Annotated in this window: 13 protein-coding genes, 1 tRNA gene and 1 rRNA gene; 12 read left to right on the top strand and 3 right to left on the bottom strand. The window is 35.7% G+C overall.

Annotated elements, in window-relative coordinates; translation table 11 throughout:
• Positions 1-78 precede the first annotated feature (78 nt).
• From tnpB to ACFSO7_RS10225, 10 genes are all read left to right on the top strand, one after another.
• The gene (gene tnpB / locus ACFSO7_RS10270) at positions 79-1,254 is read left to right on the top strand and encodes an IS200/IS605 family element RNA-guided endonuclease TnpB (protein WP_377877206.1); all 1,176 of its coding nucleotides are present in this window, start codon (positions 79-81) and stop codon (positions 1,252-1,254) included.
• Between the two features lie 130 nt (positions 1,255-1,384).
• Positions 1,385-2,056, top strand: a complete 672-nt coding sequence (locus ACFSO7_RS10265; RefSeq protein WP_377877205.1) for a response regulator transcription factor — start codon at positions 1,385-1,387, stop codon at positions 2,054-2,056.
• Positions 2,057-3,439, top strand: a complete 1,383-nt coding sequence (locus tag ACFSO7_RS10260) for a HAMP domain-containing sensor histidine kinase (RefSeq protein ID WP_377877204.1) — start codon at positions 2,057-2,059, stop codon at positions 3,437-3,439.
• A gap of 100 nt (positions 3,440-3,539) precedes the next feature.
• Complete coding sequence (locus tag ACFSO7_RS10255) at positions 3,540-3,932, top strand: hypothetical protein (protein ID WP_377877203.1); 393 nt, start codon at positions 3,540-3,542, stop codon at positions 3,930-3,932.
• 167 nt (positions 3,933-4,099) lie between these two features.
• Positions 4,100-5,128 (top strand): Bug family tripartite tricarboxylate transporter substrate binding protein, encoded by a 1,029-nt coding sequence (locus ACFSO7_RS10250; RefSeq protein ID WP_377877202.1) that lies wholly within the window; start codon positions 4,100-4,102, stop codon positions 5,126-5,128.
• A gap of 62 nt (positions 5,129-5,190) precedes the next feature.
• Positions 5,191-5,646: a tripartite tricarboxylate transporter TctB family protein gene (locus tag ACFSO7_RS10245; protein ID WP_377877201.1), complete on the top strand. Its 456-nt coding sequence runs from the start codon at positions 5,191-5,193 to the stop codon at positions 5,644-5,646.
• Between the two features lie 17 nt (positions 5,647-5,663).
• A complete protein-coding gene (locus ACFSO7_RS10240) occupies positions 5,664-7,190 on the top strand; it encodes a tripartite tricarboxylate transporter permease (RefSeq protein ID WP_377877200.1) in 1,527 nt (508 codons plus the stop codon).
• 57 nt (positions 7,191-7,247) lie between these two features.
• Complete coding sequence (locus ACFSO7_RS10235) at positions 7,248-8,900, top strand: ATP-binding protein (RefSeq protein ID WP_377877199.1); 1,653 nt, start codon at positions 7,248-7,250, stop codon at positions 8,898-8,900.
• Entirely contained in the window at positions 8,863-9,573 is a 711-nt protein-coding gene (locus tag ACFSO7_RS10230) for a response regulator (RefSeq protein WP_377877198.1), read from the top strand. The genes ACFSO7_RS10235 and ACFSO7_RS10230 overlap by 38 nt, the downstream gene beginning before the upstream one ends.
• 145 nt (positions 9,574-9,718) lie before the next feature.
• The gene (locus tag ACFSO7_RS10225) at positions 9,719-10,636 is read left to right on the top strand and encodes an EamA family transporter (RefSeq protein ID WP_377877197.1); all 918 of its coding nucleotides are present in this window, start codon (positions 9,719-9,721) and stop codon (positions 10,634-10,636) included.
• Between the two features lie 83 nt (positions 10,637-10,719).
• Here ACFSO7_RS10225 and ACFSO7_RS10220 read toward each other — a convergent pair whose 3' ends face one another.
• The 3 genes from ACFSO7_RS10220 to ACFSO7_RS10210 form a co-directional block, all read right to left on the bottom strand.
• On the bottom strand, positions 10,720-11,148 hold the full coding sequence (locus ACFSO7_RS10220; RefSeq protein ID WP_377877196.1) for a universal stress protein: 429 nt from the start codon (positions 11,146-11,148) through the stop codon (positions 10,720-10,722).
• A 281-nt stretch (positions 11,149-11,429) separates the two neighbouring features.
• Positions 11,430-11,502, bottom strand: a tRNA-Ala gene (locus tag ACFSO7_RS10215).
• 309 nt (positions 11,503-11,811) lie between these two features.
• Positions 11,812-12,507 (bottom strand): MgtC/SapB family protein, encoded by a 696-nt coding sequence (locus tag ACFSO7_RS10210; RefSeq protein WP_377877195.1) that lies wholly within the window; start codon positions 12,505-12,507, stop codon positions 11,812-11,814.
• 195 nt (positions 12,508-12,702) lie between these two features.
• Here ACFSO7_RS10210 and ACFSO7_RS10205 point away from each other — a divergent pair, with 195 nt between their 5' ends.
• Both ACFSO7_RS10205 and ACFSO7_RS10200 read left to right on the top strand, forming a co-directional pair.
• A complete protein-coding gene (locus ACFSO7_RS10205; RefSeq protein ID WP_377877194.1) occupies positions 12,703-13,620 on the top strand; it encodes a DMT family transporter in 918 nt (305 codons plus the stop codon).
• Positions 13,621-14,221: 601 nt separating this feature from the next.
• A 16S ribosomal RNA gene (locus tag ACFSO7_RS10200) occupies positions 14,222-14,476 on the top strand; the annotation flags it as partial.

Genomic DNA, 14,476 nt, shown 5'->3' with positions numbered 1-14,476 from the left:
ATGTCGGTTGGCGTTAGCCAACAAGGTTCTAGCATGGTATAATTAGAACAAATGTTCCTGTGAAGTGTGGTGATATTCATGATTGTAAATAAAGCCTATAAATTTCGAATCTATCCAAACAGATACCAAATTGAAGTCATTAACAAAACGATTGGATGTTCAAGATTTTTATTTAATTTCTTTCTCGGTAAACAGAAAGAGAAAGATGCGTATTGGTACATTGTTGAAGAGATGGTTCAGAATGGTCAAATTCCAACTAACAACTGGAAAGGCAAGTGCTTTAATAAATACGAAACGGTTAAATTCCTTCTCGAATTAAAGAAGCAGTATTCTTTTTTAAAAGAGGTAGATAGTATTGCTCTGCAAAAATCTGTTGACACATTAGCGGATGCCTATGTTCGCTATTACAAAAAACAGAATAATTATCCACGTTTTAAGTCCAAAAAGAACAAACTTCAATCTTATACTACAAAATATACGAACGGAAATATTGCTGTAATGGATCATCATATCAAACTTCCAAAATTAGGAACTGTCCGCTTTGCAAAGAGTCGTGAAGTAGAAGGTCGAATCATCAGTGCTACTATTAGGCGTAACCCTTCGGGAAAGTATTTTGTTTCTTTAGCAACGGAAACAGAAGTGACGGAATTACCCAAAACGAACTCTGCTGTTGGCATAGATGTCGGATTAAAAGATTTTGCTATCCTTTCAGATGGAACAACTTTCTCTAATCCAAGATTTTTCCGCACACTAGAGGAAAAGTTAGCTAAAGCACAGCGAATCATGAGTAGAGGCACGATAGGTGGTTCCAATTGGTACAAAGCGAAAATGAAAGTTGCACGCATCCATGAAAAAATAACCAATGTAAGAAAGGATTACCTAGACAAAATTTCAACCGTGATTGTCAAAAACCACGACATAATAGGTATGGAAGATTTGTCGGTATCAAACATGTTAAAGAATCCTAATCTTGCCAAAGCCATTAGTGAAGTATCATGGTCACAATTCAAAACCATGATTGAATACAAAGCGAAATGGTATGGCAAACAAGTTGTGACAGTGGCGAAGAATTTCCCATCCAGTCAGCTTTGTTCATGTTGTGGCTATCAAAACAAAGACGTTAAGAATTTAAACCTTCGTGTGTGGGACTGTCCTTCTTGTGGAACACACCTCGATAGGGATATTAACGCAGGACAAAATCTTAAAAATGAAGCGATAAGACTTCTAACTGTCGGAGCGACAGGGATAGCCTAATCAATAACTGGTGGATACACTGGTGTTCTTAGGAATCTCCCCCTTCAAACAAACCGTAAGGTTGTTAAGGGGTGAGTAGTTCAAATATAATAAGAATTGGATTGTTTAATTTAAACAAGCAGGTGTTTTCATGAAAACCATTTTAGTCGTTGATGACGATCAACATATCCGTTATTTAGTGAAGGATCTTCTAATGAAAGAAGGGTATAAGGTTCTAGAAGCGGGAGATGGAGTCGAAGGGTTAAAAATTGTGGAAAAGGAAATTTGTGATTTAGCGGTTGTGGATGTCATGATGCCGAATATGGATGGTTACCTTTTAACTGAGGAAATTCGAAAAAGCCATGATATGCCTGTCATCCTACTGACAGCTAAAAGTCAAATTGAAGAAAAAGAAAAAGGCTATCATTCTGGAACCGATGATTATTTAGTGAAGCCCTTTGAACCGAAGGAATTGCTTTTTCGCGTCAATGCCCTTTTGAGAAGGTACGGAAGACTTAATGAATCGAATATTAAATTGGGACCTTTGTTTATTAATAAAAAGAGTTATGAAGTAGAAATGGATCAAAAAACATATATGCTGCCTTTAAAGGAATTTGAGCTACTGTATTTTTTGGCTTCTCATCCGAATCAAGTGTTTAATCGTAATCAATTAATAGAACAAGTATGGGGTATGGAATATGAGGGAGACGAACGGACAGTGGATGTCCATATTAAACGTTTAAGAGAACGCTTTAAAAGCGGATCTGATAAGTTCTCCATAAAAACCATTAGAGGTGTTGGTTATTCCTTGGAGGTTTTATAAATGAAATCCCTGTATAGTAAATTTGCTTTTTCTACTATTTTGATCATGATTATAAGTGGGATATTATCATTTGTATTTTCCAATTTTTATTACCAACATACATTAAAGCAGCAAAATGATCGAAAAATTACTCATTTTGCTTTGGAAATTTCGGATTTTATCCAAAAGGATCATAGCATTAATTTGAATGATTATTTTAAACACCTTGGTTCAATTGGCTATCAAATATATATTGTGAATACGCAAGGCGAAAAGCAGTTTTTTGGGACTTCTTATCGAAATCAGGAACTATCAAAAACGGCAGTTGCGGATGTATTATCTGGTGAAGTGTATCATGGGATTGTCAACTTCCCTCATAAAACCTTCGTGACAGGCTTTTTTGCCAATGAATTAAAGAATACAATCGGTGTTCCGTTTACATTTGAAAATGAGAAATATGCTCTATTTATTCGTCCCGACATTAAATTAATGTTCAATGAAATGCATCTATTATTTGGATGGTTATTACTCTCATCTATTACATTAAGTATTTTATTTGTGTTGATTAGTACAAAGTATTTAGTAAATCCCATCATTAAATTAAATAAGGCGACTAAAACGCTGACAGAAGGCAATTTTTCCATTCATTTAGATATTAATCGGAAAGATGAAATAGGTGATTTAGCGGGAAGTTTTACGAATATGGCTAGCAAATTATCGAGGGTCAACAATTTAAGAAAAGAGTTCATTTCAAATGTCTCACATGATATTCAATCGCCACTTACGAATATAAAAGGCTATTTAAATTTATTAGATAATACAGAGATTACGAAGGAAGAAAGGAACCGAAATATTCAAATCATTCATTCGGAAATTAATCGATTATCGAACTTGTCTAAACAACTGCTTCTTTTAGCATCCATTGAAGGTAAAAGGGATTTAATGGAAATAAAAGAGTTTAATGTGGCGGAACAAATTAAAGGAGTCATCCAACAGTATCAGTGGAAAATAAGTGAAAAAGAATTGATGTTGAGTTATTTATTGCCTGAAACGATTATTTCGGGAGACCCTTTTTTGCTATATTCCGTGTGGGAAAATTTATTAACAAACGCAATGAAATATAATGTGGAATATGGAAGTATTGATATTACACTAACAAAGTTAGATGATTATGTAGAAATTGTTTTTAAAGATTCGGGAATTGGCATAGATTCTTCTGAAAAAGAAAGAATATATGATCGTTTTTATCGAGCGGACCCTTCAAGAAACAAATTAATTGAAGGAACAGGATTAGGACTTTCCATCGTTCAAACAATTATTCAAATGCATAAAGGAAGTATCATAGTAGACAGTGAAAAGGGGATCGGAGCCTCATTTAAGGTTATTTTGCCAATAAATATGTAATATGAAGTTCATCTTCCGTTCATATTCGTAAGTTATATTATCTATGAAAATAATGTACAAGTTAACATAGAAAATCGGAATGGTAATAAGGAGAGGTAAAATGAACAATACAAAATATAGCAATACATTATTAAGATTATCAGCAATTTTCGCTTTAGTAGGAGCAGTGATGGGAGCACATATGGCGGGTTCGAATGATTATGCCTATAGACCGATTCATGCTCACATATTAGTTGTCGGCTGGCTTTCGATCTTTTCTTGGTCCGTATATTACCGATTATTTCAACCAGTGGCAAAAAAGTTAACAGCTTTTCATTTTTACACCGCGATTATTGGTTCTATCGGTTTAACTGCTGGAATGGCGATGAATGCTTTTGATCTATTTTCAAAGGCTGTGAATCTCATTTTCTATATCGGCGGAGGCGTAACGCTATTAATTAGTTTTGGTTTTTTTCTTTTATTAACTTTTACGAAACATGGTAGTAAAGAATAATTTTCTTGGAAAACCCTTGCATAGCAAGGGTTTTTTGTATGGCATAATCTTTCGGTGAACAATATGAACAAAATGTGATTTAAGTTTTTAATGCAGTTTAGTTTTATAAACTATGAAAATTCTAAAAATTTTATAAAATTAAGAAAACGCTTTCAAGGGGGATTTACATGATTTCGATTAAAAAGCTTATAACGATTTTTTGTGCAGGTGCTTTGGCATTAAGTTTAGGTGCTTGCAGTAGTAAAGATACTTCGAGTGATGGCAAAAAGGAAGCAGCTAAAGGCTATCCACAAAAGGCTATTTCTGTTATTGCACCATCTGGAGCAGGTGGTGGATGGGATTTAACTGCCCGCTCATTTATTAAAGTACTCGGCGAGACAAAACTTGTTGAACAGCCTTTAACTGTTGAAAACAAACCAGGTGGCGGTGGCGCTGTTTTTATGGCGGAATACGCAACTCAGCAAGTTCAAAATAACGAAATGTTATTTGTTAATTCACCACCAATTATTATTAACAACCTGAAAAAAGAAGGAAATAGTCCTTATGGTTTTAAAAATACAACACCATTGGCACAATTGACGAAGGATTTCGGAGCGATTGTTGTAAAGGCAGATTCAAAATTTACTGATCTAAAATCAGTATTAGAAGAAGTGAAGAAAGACCCAAGCAAGCTTACATTTGCTGGTGGATCAGCTCCAGGATCAATGGACCACCTAATTTCGATTCTTCCTGCTTATAAATATGGTGTCGATCCAACAAAAGTAAAATATGTTTCCTATGATGGTGGGGGAGAAGCAATCACAGCCCTACTTGGCGGAAACGCTGACGTAATTGGAACAGATGCATCAAGTGTAAAAGAGTTTTTAAAGGCTGGAAAAGTTAAAGTTTTAGCTGTTACATCAACTGAAAGATTAGCTGGTGATTTTCAAGATGTTCCAACTGCGATTGAACAAGGTGTAGATGCTGAATTTACGATTTGGCGCGGTGTGTTTGGTCCTGAAAAAATGTCCAAAGAAGCAAAAGCTTATTGGGAAAAAACAATTGATGAATTAGTTGCGTCTCCTGAATGGCAAACAGAAGTTGAGACTCAAGGATGGGAATTAGAATATAGAAATAGCGATGAATTCAAAAAATTCTTAGAGGATCAAGAATCACAAGTAAGTCAACTTCTTGAAGCTTTAGGAATGCAGAAGTAATAAGGTGGGAAGGGGTAAATCTCTCCTTCCCGGTTATTTTTATATCGAAGGAGGATTACCGGATGGACGTTAAATTTGACCGCTTTGCCGCAGCATTGTTCCTAGCCGTTGGGGTCCTATTCATTATTGGGAGTCAAAATATTTCTAGCTCTTCTTATGGTAGCCAGGTTGGACCAAATATTTTCCCGCTGTTTCTAGGGATTCTGTTGGCTTTATTAAGTATTCGTTTATTTTATGAAACTTTTCGAGGTGAAAAACAGGAAGGGAAAAAGGAAGCCCTTCAATACAAGCCCTTCCTAATTATTTTTTCTGCTACCCTAGTATATATTTTAACACTAGAAACGATTGGATATATCATTACTACTTTTGTTTTCTTATTTATTTGTTTTCAAACGATGGAACGTTCCAAATGGCTCACATCCCTTCTCATTTCAGCTTGTTTTTCAGGCGTTGTCTATTATATTTTCGTAAATGTTTTAAAAGGGACATTGCCAGGCTGGCCAATTTGGTTTTCATAAGAGGGGGGGAATAGACAATGGGTACACTAGATTATTTAATACATGGATTTGGAACAGCACTTATTTGGTATAATTTGTTATTCGCCTTTGTTGGTGTTTTAATCGGGACAGCCGTTGGAGTTTTACCAGGAATAGGACCAATGAGCGGAGTTGCCCTACTTATTCCAGTAACGGCCTCTATTACCGGTGGATTGCCTCCCGAACAAGCAGCTACGAGTGCCATCATTCTCCTTGCGGGAGTTTATTATGGGGCGATGTACGGTGGATCGACGACATCCATTCTACTAAATACACCGGGTGAATCATCCTCTGTTGTAACAACATTGGACGGGTATCAAATGGCGAAGAAAGGTAGAGCAGGTAGTGCCTTATCGATCGCTGCTATTGGTTCTTTTGTAGCTGGTATTGTTACTCTTGTAGCGTTAATTTTACTAGCTGAACCACTTTCGAATGTTGCTTTAAAATTCGGTCCGGCTGAATATTTTTCACTTATGCTTTTAGGGCTTGCGGCTGTTAGTGGCTTGGCAGGAAAATCAGTTACAAAAGCTTTAATTATGACTGTTATCGGATTATTACTTGCTACAATCGGTATTGATAATGTTTCAGGAATAGCTAGATTTACCTTTGAAGTACCTTGGCTATATCAAGGGATTGAATTTTTAACGATTGCTGTTGGATTATTTGCACTTGGGGAAGTTTTCAAAACCATCTTAGAAAAAGACGAAGAAGAAACAGAGATTGCAAGAATTAATAATTTACTACCTTCTAAACAGGAATTAAAAGATTCAGCAGCACCTATCGCTCGTGGCTCCATCCTAGGATTTTTTGTTGGGATCCTACCAGGAGCAGGAGCAACACTTGCTTCGTTCTTTTCTTACATTCTTGAAAAAAAGATTTCAAAAGATCCATCGAAATTTGGTAAAGGGGCGATTGAAGGTGTAGCAGCTCCAGAATCGGCCAATAATGCAGCGTCAGGTGGCGCAATGATTCCTCTATTAACATTAGGAATTCCAGGATCTGGAACAACAGCCATCCTAATGGGAGCGCTAATGATGTATAATGTTCAGCCAGGACCGCTATTATTTGAGGATCATCCTCAAGTAGCATGGGGGCTAATTGCTAGTATGTTTATCGGTAATATCATGCTCTTAGTATTGAACCTACCACTCGTTAAAGTATTTGCGAAAATCATTCAAACACCGAAAAAGTATTTAATTCCTATTATTATTGCTATTTCAATTTTTGGTGTCTATGCTGTACAAGTTTCAATGTATGATTTACTTCTTTTACTTGCATGTGGGGTTTTCGGATATTTCTTAAGTAAAAATGATTATCCTATTGCCCCACTTGTATTAGGACTTGTATTAGGGCCGATGATTGAGAACAATTTGCGTAGAGCTTTAACTATTTCTAATGGTGATTACAGTGTATTTTTTACAAGACCGATATCTTTAGCATTTCTAATCATCACATTTTTATGGTTGATTATCCCAGTATTATTAAAAATGAGGGGTAAAAAGGTCATCATTAATGTGGAAGGGTAAAGTTTGGATATTCTGATTATTTGAGAAAACCTCTTTTTATAAAGGGGTTTTTTTACTATGATAGAAATAGAGGTGTTTCATCGAATGCGCTTACATACTAAACTAATGCTTGGAATCGTTGTTTTGATTATTTTTATGGGAGGAATATTTGAATATACCTTTAAAAATATGATGGAAACAAATCTCAAACATGAAAAAGGAACGAAGGCCTTATCAGTTGCTCAATCGATATCAAATATGCCTGATATTCAAGAAGCATTTTATACTGAAAATCCTTCCTTCATCATTCAACCTATCGCTGAAAAAATCCGCAAACAAGTGGGTGCTGAATTTATCGTAATAGGAAATCGAAATGAAGTCAGATATTCCCATCCTAATCCGAAACGAATTGGACAAAAGATGGTTGGTGGGGACAATAATCGTGTTTTTTTAGGTGAATCAGTTATTTCTGAATCAACAGGTACCTTAGGACCTTCCTTACGAGGAAAAGCACCAATATTTAGCGGAGGGGAAGTCATCGGAGTTGTTTCGGTTGGTTATTTGCAAACAGATATTGAAAAAGAAGTAGCAAAGATTCAAAGGAAAATTTTTATTGCCACAATGTTTATATTAATGGGAGGTTTAATTGCAGCGCTCTTAATCTCACTAAATATTAAAAGGGCTATTTTTGGCCTTGAACCGAAGGAAATTGCTTGGATGTATCAGGAAAAACACGCAATTTTAGAGTCCATCCATGAGGGAATCATTGCGATTGATACGGCTGGTAAAATCACCGTTGTAAATGAAACGGCACATAAAATTCTAGATATACCAAATAGTATTAAACTCCGCGGAAATAGAATTGAAGACGTGCTTGAAAATACCCAACTTCTTGATGTTGTAAGGTCAGGTCAAGCGGCATATGATCGTGAGTTTACGATCTTTGGAGAAACCTTCTTAGTCAATCGCATTCCAATCCTAAATAAACAAGGGAAAGTTATTGGGGCAGTGGCGAGTTTGCGAAATAAATCGGAACTATATAAGCTTCTTCAGGAGCTGTCTCATGTTAAATCCTATGCAGAAGGCTTGCGTGCTCAAACACATGAATATTCTAATAGACTATACACACTTCTTGGGTTAATCCAGCTTGGTTCTTATAAGGAAGCGATTGACTTTATTTCCAAAGAAGTCGATGTAGCTCAAGGATTTATTCAATTTTTAATGAGGGAAATACCTGACCCAATTTTAGCTGGATTTATCCTTGGAAAAGTTAGTTTGGCTAGTGAATTAAAATTAGATTTTACAATTGACCGTGAAAGCAGCTTTAAGGATGTACCGGTAGATATTAATCGCGATCAATTAGTAACTATTCTTGGAAATCTCATAAATAACGCTTTCGATGCTGTTAGGGAAAATGAAAAAAACGAAAAAAGAGTAAGTTTGTTTTTAACGGATTTAGGAAAAGACCTCATCATCGAAGTGGAAGATAACGGAAAAGGGATTAATTTAGAGAATAACGATAAAATTTTTCAAGAAGGGTTTACAACGAAGAATCACCATAGCAATGCCGGAATTGGATTAAGTTTGGTTCAGGAAGCGATTTACTGCCTTGGAGGATCAATTACATTTTCATCCACCGAGAGTGAAGGAACGATTTTCACAGTTGCCATTCCAAAAAGTAGGGGGTGTTTCAATGAGGGAGAAAAGAGACATAGAAGTATTGATAGTTGAAGATGACCAAAGGATTGCAGAAATACAAAGACGTTTTATTGAACAAATTGAAGGTTTCCAAACAATCGGAATAGCCCATAGTTATGTAGAAGCAAAAAGTTTTATTGACATATTTCAGCCAGATCTTATCATATTAGATGTCTACTTCCCTGATATGAACGGACTAGATTTATTGAAGGAAACAAAACAACAAAATAAACAGATGGATGTTATTATGGTCACAGCGACAAAAGAAATCCATAAAGTTCAAGAAGCAGTCACCATTGGTGTCTTTGATTATATAATAAAGCCTGTTGTTTTCGAGAGATTTAAACAGTCCTTACTTCGGTATCAGGATTATCATACGAAACTATTAGAGTTGGGAAAAGATAATACACATGTCACTCAGCAGCTGGTGGATAATCTTTTACGGAAAGAGATTGAACGAAATATTCACGAAAAATCGTATTTGCCTAAAGGAATTGACCCTCTTACTTTAGAAAAGGTATTGGAGGTTTTGGGAAAAGCTGATTCTGGTTTATCTGCGGAAAACGTAGGCAAAGAAATTGGCGTAAGCAGAACGACTGCCAGACGTTATCTTGAACATCTCGTGTCGGAAGAAAAAATAGAGGCTGATTTAGCATACGGGACAGTCGGTCGACCTGAAAGAGTATATGTAGGATTGACAAAATGATCAATTGTTTTTACAATGATTAAGGACATTATTAATAATAAAACTTTTTATGATTGTGGACTTTTCTAGAGAAATCTCTATTTTCGCCACACAAATGCCTTAGGACATTTGTGTGGTTTTTTATGTTTAAGGAAGGTGTGATTAAATGAAAGCTTGGCATTATGCTTTAATCGTATTTATTGGTGGGTGCTGTTATGGAGTGCTGTCTACGTTTGTTAAACTTGGTTATTCTGCAGGGTTTTCAATGGCAGAAGTTACGGGAAGTCAATATATTTGTGGAACTTTATTAATCTGGATCGCTACACTCTTTGCGAAGAAGAAAAAATTAAAGGGAATTCAAGCAGTTAAAATGATTCTTTCTGGCATTCCAATGGGTTTAACAGGAGTGTTCTATTATCAGTCTCTACAAACATTAGATGCGTCACTTGCGATTATTTTCTTGTTTCAATTTGTTTGGATTGGCACTTTATTCGAGTGGATGATCGATAAAAAAAGGCCAACGGGGAGTAAAATGGTGTCTATTGCTGCGCTTCTCATTGGATCCATTTTATCTGCTGGTTTGGTCTCAAATGGTGTCAACTCCTTGTCTTGGCAAGGGATCGTCTGGGGAATGTTATCAGCTTTAACCTTTTCAACATTTATCTATATTAGTGGTTCAGTTGGTAAGGACATTCCTCCCATCCAGAAGAGTGCATTATTTTCAACAGGAGCATTAATAATTGTAATGTTATTATTTCCACCAGCTTTTCTGTTAGATTTTCAAGTTGTAGTAGGGGTTGCACCGTACGGCTTCTTTCTTGGTTTACTGGGAGTCGTTTTACCACCATTGTTGTTTTCAATCGGAATGCAGCATGTTGGACCAAGTCTTGGTACGATATTAGCAGCATCTGAACTTCCAGTTGCGGTTACGATGTCTGCCCTCTTTTTGGCGGAGTATGTTAGTATCTCTCAGTGGCTAGGTGTGGTGGTCATCCTAAGTGGAATTGTTTTAGGGAATATTAATTTATCAAAAAGGAAATTGAATGCAGTTGATACGATAAATGGCAATAACTTTGCGAATTGATAGAGAGTAAAGCCGCAACCCTACAGGGGAATTGCGGCTTTTTATCATTTAGGCTAGGTCTTTTTAAAGAGTCAGAATATCTATTAAGGAACAATTGTAACCGGACATGGAGCATCATGTAACACACTGTAACTTACACTGCCCAAAACGGTTCGTTTAATAGCGCCTAACCCCCTACTTCCCATAACAATACATGCTACTTGGCTTTCCTTAGCCTCTACACAAATTTCGATTCCGGGAATACCAATTCTCACTTTTGTACTGATTGAGACATTTGGGCTCTTTGTTTCTGTTACAGCTAATGATTTCTCCAATACCTCTTGACTCAATTCCTGTTGGTATCCACGGATTTGCTCTTGACTAACAAATCGCTTTACATTAGGCGTATTATAGCTAGGCTGGATGTTTAAAAGAATAATTTCAGTTTCTTTTCCTTCCCAAAGTGAAAGTGCATACAGAATTGCTTTGTTGGAATCCTCGGAACCATCCACCGGAACTAAAATTTTTTTCAAGGTTCATTCACTTTCCTTCATATTAATTAGATTTTATCTTGTTTCTTGTTTCTTGTTTCGCAGTGTATAAAATTCTGACAAGAGATAATTTATAAACTTAGTATATAATTTTCTTTTATAAAATTGTCAGAATAAAACAATAGAATTATGTCTAATTATTGAATTTCAATTCTAATTGGATGTACACGCATAATTACGTTAATACAGGTTTAAAACAAACACCCGTGACCCGTGCACGTAAAAACGACATCAGCTCTGCTAATGTCGTTTTTTGTAAATTATGGAGCATAGGGGGCTCGAACCCCTGACCTCTACGCTGCCAGCGTAGCGCTCTCCCAGCTGAGCTAATGCCCCGTTAATGCTATATTGAATATTATAACTATTTTTCCAAGCTTGGCAATAGGTATTCGAAAAAAGTATGATCAGTATCAAAAATCCTAACAATTACGCCGCATCACTTCATTACTTGATAATGAGTAATTTCATAGTGACTCTTAATAGAACTAGCTAATTTGTAGGTGGTATCCTCCAGAATCTCAGACGTCGTATCTGATTTTGAATATTTCAATTGTTTCATTCACTCGATCCTGAAGACAAGGCTTGGTTGTAAAAGAAAAGGTGCGAAGCCCTAAGAATTCGCACCTTCCTTCTTCTATATCAAAATTAACCCATACTTTCTATTTCTACACTTTGAATTCCTTGGAAATTGGATATCGTGTAATATACATCAGTTGTTTTCAATTTAACATCTACTGTAATAATAAGTTGAAGGAGATGGTTATTATCAGACAGATCCTTTATCCGAATTCTTTTTACGGAAAACTTTTCATTTTTCATTAATAGGATAATGTCATCAATATTGTTTTTATCATTTACCTTTAACTGAAGTGATATTTCTTTCTCTCTTAAACGCTTTGGACCAATAAGTCCCATTAAGAAAGGAATTAATTCCACACTAATAATAAGTAATCCTACACCTGCAATTGCCTCGGTGAAGAATCCTGCACCTACCGCTATTCCTATTCCGGCTGCACCCCAAATCATTGCTGCAGTGGTTAGACCTGAAATACTGTCATTTTCTCTCCTTAATATAACCCCAGCCCCAAGAAAACCAATGCCCGAAACAATCTGTGCTGCTAAGCGAAGTGGATCCATTGTAATATTAATTTTATCGTTATGCGGAAATGAGTAAGCTGATTCGATTGAAACAATAGTCAAAAGACAACTTACTATTGAAATAACTAGACTTGTCTTTAGTCCGACTGGTTTTCTTTTTAACTCCCGTTCAAGTCCGATTACTAATCCTAATATTGCGGATATTCCTAATTTTAATAACATTTCCATTTCAGATTGGGTCATAACATTACCGCCTATTGTCTATTTTTGCTAATTAGTGTTTAAGTTTGATTGAAAAATAGCCTAAGCTTTTATCTTCACTTCTTGGATCTTGCATTTACTGAGTAATATCCAGATATTATCATTAGGAAACTAGAGCTAAATAAGTGTAAAATATAGACCATGTAATTATAGAAGGTTTGTAAAGGGAGATACATAATGGAAAAAAAACAATTCAATCCTTATCTGGCTTTGGTGATCGGAGTCATATCAGTTTCAACCTCGGCCATATTAGTAAAGTTTTCAACCTCTCCAGCAGGGGTCATCGCATTTTATCGTTTGTTTTTATCTGTAATATTATTACTTCCCCTGTTTTTAACAAGGTATGTTTCAGAGCTTCGTCTTATTACGAAGCGTGATTGGATATTCTCGATGATTGCCGGCATTTTTCTTGCGTTGCATTTCATCCTTTGGTTTGAGTCATTAAACTATACATCAGTTGCAAGTTCCACTGTATTAGTAACATTACAACCGTTATTTGCTTTTGTAGGCACGTATTTTTTCTTTAAAGAGAAAATATCTTTTATGACTATCATAAGTGGCATAATAGCGATTTTAGGAAGTGTCATTATTAGTTGGGGTGATTTCCGAGTAAGTGGATCTGCACTTTTTGGAGATTTCCTTGCTTTAATTGCCTGTGCACTCGTAACTGTGTATTTAATGTTTGGACAGGATGTTAGAAAGAGAGTATCTCTAATTACCTACACGTTCATTGTATATTCGTTTAGCAGTATCACACTTTTTATTTATGTTCTCGTTAGAAATGAATCATTCATTCCGAAACAATCAAGTGACTGGATATACTTCTTTTTACTTGCCCTTATTCCAACTTTATTAGGTCATTCCTTATTTAACTGGGTAATAAAATGGATTAGTACATCCATGATTTCCATGGCTATTCTATTTGAACCTGTTGGAGCCATTATTTTAGCCTACTATTTATTAGATGAAGGATTAATTTTGTCTCAAATTATTGGTGGTCTGGTTGTTATTGGAGGAATCAGTTTATTTGTTATCGACGAAAGGAAAGGGAAAATTTCAAAAAAGAATATTGAATTAGCAGATGGAAGAAAATAAAATATTAATATTAAATAAAAGAGATACCTTTAGTTAAACTAGTTTTGTGTAAAGAAGGAAGGATTATATGGAGAAAAAGGCTAACCAATTTGTAAATTGGTTAGCCTTTTTCTTTACAATACTTATAGGAGAACAAAAACAAGAAAAAATACTAATACGAATAAAAATGTTGATAAGTAATCTAATAGTTATTAACAGATTGTGTATAAAGTCGGAGATTGACCAATGAATCTAACTCGGATGTTATGATTACTTGTGTATAAACTGTTGATAAAATATGAGATAACAAATGATGATGATGTAAAAATCTACTAAATAAACATTTTTGTGAAAAAAACTTATAAAACTATATTGCAAACATAATTTAATCGTGTTATATTTAATCTCGTCCTTGAGACACACGCTTCTTCACCACAAACGAAGATGAAAATAATTTTAAAAAAGTTATTGACAAATTCCAAGTGGGTATGATAAATTAGGGAAGTCGCTTTTGGACAATCAATAAAATTGTTCTTTGAAAACTAAACAACCAAACGTTAACAAATAAAAACTTCTATTTATAGAAGTAGCCAGAGTAAACTTTATGAGCTAATCAAACACTTTATTGGAGAGTTTGATCCTGGCTCAGGACGAACGCTGGCGGCGTGCCTAATACATGCAAGTCGAGCGAATCTTTGGGTGCTTGCACCCATTGGTTAGCGGCGGACGGGTGAGTAACACGTGGGCAACCTGCCTGTAAGACTGGGATAACTTCGGGAAACCGGAGCTAATACCGGATAATCCTTTTCCTCACATGAGGGAAAGCTGAAAGATGGCGCAAGCTATCACTTACAGATGGGCCCGCGGCGCATTAGCT

The sequence above is a fragment of the Bacillus sp. CGMCC 1.16607 genome, from assembly GCF_042683745.1.
Lineage (GTDB): Bacteria > Bacillota > Bacilli > Bacillales > Cytobacillaceae > Pseudoneobacillus.
The sequence above is the reverse complement of the archived record's forward strand: the minus strand, read 5'-3'. Positions and strand labels throughout refer to the sequence as shown.